The following is a 5,243-nucleotide window of genomic DNA, read 5'->3' as shown; positions in this document are numbered from 1 at the left end:
AGGTCGCGCGGACGAACCAATTGAGTACAAGATCCACGAAATGCCGGCCGAGGCGCTGAAGAAGCCGCCGTCCGGCGCTTGAGGACACAGCACAGCAGCCCGTCCGGCGTTTGAGGACACCGCCGCGCAGCGGTGGTGCGCCCCCACAACCCGCCGGACAAGCCCTACCCTGGGCGGCTCGACCACATGGAAGGGGCGGGACGCATATGGCGGCGGCACAGCGAATGGTGGTCGTCGGAGGCGACGCGGCCGGCATGTCCGCGGCGTCCCGGGCCCGCAGGCTCAGGAAGCCCGGCGAACTGGAGATCACCGCTTTCGAGCGCGGCCACTTCAGCTCCTACTCCGCCTGCGGCATCCCCTACTGGCTCGGGGGCGACGTCGAGGGGCCCGACGCGCTGATCGCCCGGAGCCCGCAGGAGCACCGCGAGCGCGGCATCGACCTGCGGATGCGGACCGAGGTGACCGAGCTGGACGTGGCCGGGCAGCGGGTGCGCTCCCGTGACCTGGAGTCGGGTACGGAAGCCTGGCACGGCTACGACCATCTGGTCCTGGCCACCGGCGCCCGCCCCGTCCGGCCGCCGCTGGAGGGCATCGACGCCCGCGGCGTGCACGGGGTGCAGACCCTGGACGACGGGCAGGCCCTCCTGGACGGCCCGGCCGGCTCCTCGGGGCGCCGGGCGGTGGTCATCGGTGCCGGGTACATCGGCGTGGAGATGGCCGAGGCGCTGACGCGCCGGGGCCACGAGGTCACGGTGATCGAGCGCGCCGAGGAGCCGATGTCCACCCTGGACGCCGACATGGGCGCCCTGGTGCGCGACGCGATGTGCGGCATGGGCATCGAGGTGGTGACGCGCACCGAGGTCACCGCCCTGCGCACCGGCCCGGACGGCGCCGTGACCGCGGTCGTCACCGAGGGGAAGGAGTACCCGGCGGACGTGGTGGTCCTGGGGCTCGGCGTACGCCCGGAGACGTCCCTGGCCGAGGCGGCCGGGCTGCCGCTCGGCGAGTCCGGCGGGCTGCTGACGGACCTCGCGATGCGGGTGCGCGGGCACGAGAACATCTGGGCGGGCGGCGACTGCGTGGAGGTGTGGGACCTGGTGGCGGGCCGGTCCCGGCACATCGCGCTGGGCACGCACGCTAACAAGCACGGCCAGGTGATCGGCGCGAACATCGGCGGCGGCTACGCCACGTTCCCGGGCGTGGTCGGCACGGCCGTCAGCAAGGTGTGCGACCTGGAGATCGCCCGCACCGGTCTGCTGGAGGCCCAGGCGGCCGCGGCGGGGCTGCGTTTCGTGGCGGTGACCGCCGAGTCGACGAGCCGGGCCGGGTACTACCCGGGGGCCCGCCCGATGACGGTGAAGATGCTCGCCGAACGCGGCACGGGGCGGCTGCTGGGCGTCCAGATCGTCGGCCGCGAGGGCGCGGGCAAGCGGGTGGACGTGGCCGCGGTGGCCCTGACCGCGCGCATGACGGTCGAGCAGATGACGGCCCTGGACCTGGGCTACGCGCCGCCGTTCTCCCCGGTGTGGGACCCGGTCCTCGTCGCCGCGCGGAAGGCCGCCGCGGCCGTGCGCGCGGCCGGCGGGTGAGCCGGCGGGGGAACGCGCGCGGCCGCCGGGCGGGCTCCTTCGAGCCCGCCCGGCGGCCGTGACACACGGGGTGTTACGCGGGGACGCTCGCCACGCCCTCGGCCAGGAACCGCCGGCCGGCGGCCCGCTCGGAGACGCCCGCACGGTCCAGGTACGGCGTGATGCCGCCCAGGTGGAAGGGCCAGCCCGCGCCGGTGATCAAGCACAGGTCGATGTCCTGCGCCTCGGCGACGACGCCCTCGTCCAGCATCAGGCCGATCTCCTGCGCGACGGCGTCCAGGACCCGGTCGCGCACCTGCTCCTCGGTCAGGACGACGTCGCCCTGCTTCAGGAGCGCGGCGACCTCGGGGTCCAGCTCCGGCTTGCCGGAGTCGTAGACGTAGAAGCCGCGCTTGCCGGCCTTGACCACCGCGGCCAGGTTCGGCGAGACCGTGAAGCGGTCCGGGAACGCGCGGTGGAGGGTCTCGGAGACGTGCAGACCGATGGCCGGGCCGACGAGCTCCAGGAGCACCAGCGGGGACATCGGCAGGCCGAGCGGCTCGACGGCCTTCTCGGCCGTCGCGACCGGGGTGCCCTCGTCGATGACGTTCTGGATCTCGCCCATGAAGCGGGTGAGGATGCGGTTGACGACGAACGCCGGGGCGTCCTTCACCAGCACCGCGGTCTTCTTCAGCTTCTTCGCCACACCGAAGGCGGTGGCCAGCGCCGCGTCGTCGGTCTGCTCGCCGCGCACGATCTCCAGGAGCGGGAGGATCGCGACGGGGTTGAAGAAGTGGAAGCCCACGACCCGCTCGGGGTGCTGGAGCTTCGACGCCATCTCGGAGACCGACAGCGAGGAGGTGTTCGTCGCCAGGATCGTGTGGGCCGGGACGACCGCCTCCAGCTCGGCGAACACCTGCTGCTTGACGCCCATCTCCTCGAAGACGGCCTCGATGACGAAGTCCGCGTCGCCGAAGGCGGCGGCCTTGTCCAGGGAGCCCGTCACCGACGCCTTGAGGCGGTTGGCCTTGTCCTGGCCGATGCGGCCCTTGGCGAGGAGCTTGTCGATCTCGGCGTGGACGTAGCCCACACCCTTGTCGATCCGCTCCTGGTCGATGTCGGTCAGGACGACCGGCACCTCCAGGCGGCGCAGGAACAGCAGCGCGAGCTGCGAGGCCATCAGACCGGCGCCGACGACGCCCACCTTGGTGACCGGGCGGGCCAGCGAGCGGTCCGGGGCACCGGCCGGGCGCTTGCCGCGCTTCTGCACCAGGTTGAACGCGTAGATGCCGCTGCGCAGCTCGCCGCCCATGATCAGGTCCGCGAGAGCCTGGTCCTCGGCCGCGAAGCCGGCGCGCAGGTCGCCGTTCTTCGCCGCGGCGATGATGTCCAGGGCGCGGTAGGCGGCCGGGGCCGCGCCGTGCACCTTGGAGTCGGCGATGAACTTGCCGCGGGCGACGGCCTGGTCCCAGCCCTCGCCGCGGTCGATCTCCGGGCGGACGACCTCGGTCTCGCCCTTGAGGACCGAAGCGGTCCACAGCAGCGACTGCTCCAGGAAGTCCGCGCCCTCGAACATCGCGTCGGCGATGCCGAGCTCCAGGACCTGCTTGCCGCGCAGCTGCTTGTTCTGGCTGAGCGAGTTCTCGATGATCACCGAGATCGCGCGGTCCGCGCCGATGAGGTTCGGCAGCAGCACGCAGCCGCCCCAGCCGGGGACGAGGCCGAGGAAGACCTCGGGCAGCGAGAAGGCCGGGATCGCCTTGGAGACGGTGCGGTAGGTGCAGTGCAGACCGACCTCGACACCGCCGCCCATGGCCGCGCCGTTGTAGTACGCGAACGTCGGCACCGCCAGCGACGACAGCCGCTTAAAGACGTCGTGGCCGCCCTTGCCGATGGCGAGCGCGTCCTCGTGGCGCTTGAGGAGCTCCACGCCCTTGAGGTCCGCGCCGACGGCGAAGATGAACGGCTTGCCGGTGACACCGACGCCGACGATCTTCCCGGCCGCGGCCTCCGCCTCGACCTGGTCGAGCGCGGCGTCGAGGTTGGCCAGCGAACGCGGGCCGAAGGTGGTCGGCTTGGTGTGGTCCAGGCCGTTGTCCAGCGTGATGAGCGCGAACGCGCCCGCGCCCGGCAGGTCGAAGTGGCGCACGTGCGCCTGCGTCACGACCTCGTCCGGGAACAGCTCGGCCGCACCCTTCAAAAGCTCAGCCGTCGTGCTCACTTGCTGCCTCCGTCGAAGTGCGGGTTCTCCCAGATGACCGTTCCGCCCATGCCGAGGCCGACACACATCGAGGTGAGGCCGTAGCGGACGTGCGGCTGCTCCTCGAACTGCCGGGCCAGCTGCGTCATCAGGCGCACGCCCGACGAGGCCAGCGGGTGGCCGAACGCGATCGCGCCGCCGTACTGGTTGACGCGCGGGTCGTCGTCCGCGATGCCGTAGTGGTCCAGGAGCGCGAGCACCTGCACCGCGTACGCCTCGTTCAGCTCGAACAGGCCGATGTCCTCGATGGACAGGCCCGCCTTGGCGAGCGCCTTCTCCGTCGCCGGGATCGGGCCGTAGCCCATCACCTCGGGCTCGACGCCCACGAAGGCGTAGGAGACCAGGCGCATCCGGACCGGCAGGCCCAGCTCGCGCGCCACGTCCTCGGCGGCGATCAGCGAGGCGGTCGCGCCGTCGTTGAGGCCGGAGGCGTTGCCGGGGGTGACCCGGCCGTGCGGGCGGAAGGGGGTCTTGAGGTTGGCCAGACCCTCCATGGTGGTGCCCGGGCGCATCGGCTCGTCGACCGTGGCCAGGCCCCAGCCGAGCTCGCCGCCCTCGGGCGTCGTGCGGCGGATGGAGATCGGCACCAGGTCGGCCTGGATCTTGCCGTCGGCGTACGCCTTGGCGGCCTTCTCCTGGCTGCGGACCGCGTACGCGTCCGAGCGCTCCTTGGTGAGCTGCGGGAAGCGGTCGTGCAGGTTCTCCGCCGTCATGCCCATGACGAGCGCGGAGTCGTCGACCAGCTTCTCCGACACGAACCGCGGGTTGGGGTCGACGCCCTCGCCCATCGGGTGCCGGCCCATGTGCTCGACGCCGCCCGCGAGGGCGATGTCGTACGCGCCGAAGGAGACACCACCGGCCACGGTCGTCACGGCGGTCATCGCGCCGGCGCACATGCGGTCGATGGACATGCCGGGCACGCTCTGCGGCAGGCCCGCGAGCATGCCGGCCGTGCGGCCGAGGGTCAGACCCTGGTCACCGATCTGCGTGGTCGCGGCGATGGCGACCTCGTCGATCTTGGCGGGGTCCAGGTTCGGGTTGCGGCGCAGCAGCTCGCGGATGCACTTGATGACGAGATCGTCGGCGCGGGTCTCGTGGTAGATGCCCTTCGGGCCCGCCTTGCCGAACGGGGTGCGGACGCCGTCGACAAATACGACGTCCCTAGCGGTACGAGGCACGTTGGCTCTCCTCCAGGTGCGGATCGCTGCCGCGCGGGCATGCCGGTAGGGCTCCGCCGCGGCGCGGACTCATGCCCCTCATGCTACTTGCGGGTAACCATGCTGCCCAGCCCTTCTGTAGGGCGGCGAACGTCACAGTGCGGGGGTCCGTGACAGCGCTGGCCGATGTGGCCGTAAGGCCCGTGAGCATGACGGCTCCGATGATGGCGGCGACAATGCGGCGCATGAACAGCCTTA

3 protein-coding genes are annotated in these 5,243 nt (G+C 71.9%); 1 reads left to right on the top strand and 2 read right to left on the bottom strand.

What is annotated here, in order from left to right; genetic code table 11:
• Positions 1 to 206 precede the first annotated feature (206 nt).
• On the top strand, positions 207 to 1,589 hold the full coding sequence (locus ABZ951_RS33440; protein ID WP_361281722.1) for an FAD-dependent oxidoreductase: 1,383 nt from the start codon (positions 207 to 209) through the stop codon (positions 1,587 to 1,589).
• A gap of 73 nt (positions 1,590 to 1,662) precedes the next feature.
• Here the strand turns inward: ABZ951_RS33440 and ABZ951_RS33435 are convergent, their stop codons facing one another.
• Both ABZ951_RS33435 and ABZ951_RS33430 read right to left on the bottom strand, forming a co-directional pair.
• Positions 1,663 to 3,789 (bottom strand): 3-hydroxyacyl-CoA dehydrogenase NAD-binding domain-containing protein, encoded by a 2,127-nt coding sequence (locus ABZ951_RS33435; RefSeq protein WP_344090953.1) that lies wholly within the window; start codon positions 3,787 to 3,789, stop codon positions 1,663 to 1,665.
• Positions 3,786 to 5,006, bottom strand: a complete 1,221-nt coding sequence (locus ABZ951_RS33430) for an acetyl-CoA C-acyltransferase (RefSeq protein WP_344090955.1) — start codon at positions 5,004 to 5,006, stop codon at positions 3,786 to 3,788. Before ABZ951_RS33430 ends, ABZ951_RS33435 begins: the two co-directional genes overlap by 4 nt.
• Between the last annotated feature and the right edge of the window lie 237 nt (positions 5,007 to 5,243).

The sequence above is a fragment of the Streptomyces sp. NPDC046215 genome, from assembly GCF_040646215.1.
Lineage (GTDB): Bacteria > Actinomycetota > Actinomycetes > Streptomycetales > Streptomycetaceae > Streptomyces > Streptomyces stramineus.
The sequence above is the reverse complement of the archived record's forward strand: the minus strand, read 5'-3'. Positions and strand labels throughout refer to the sequence as shown.

Excerpts from the sequence above, each read along its gene's own strand:
- ABZ951_RS33440 (WP_361281722.1), top strand. The coding sequence starts at position 207 with ATGGCGGCGGCACAGCGAATGGTGGTCGTCGGAGGCGACGCGGCCGGC.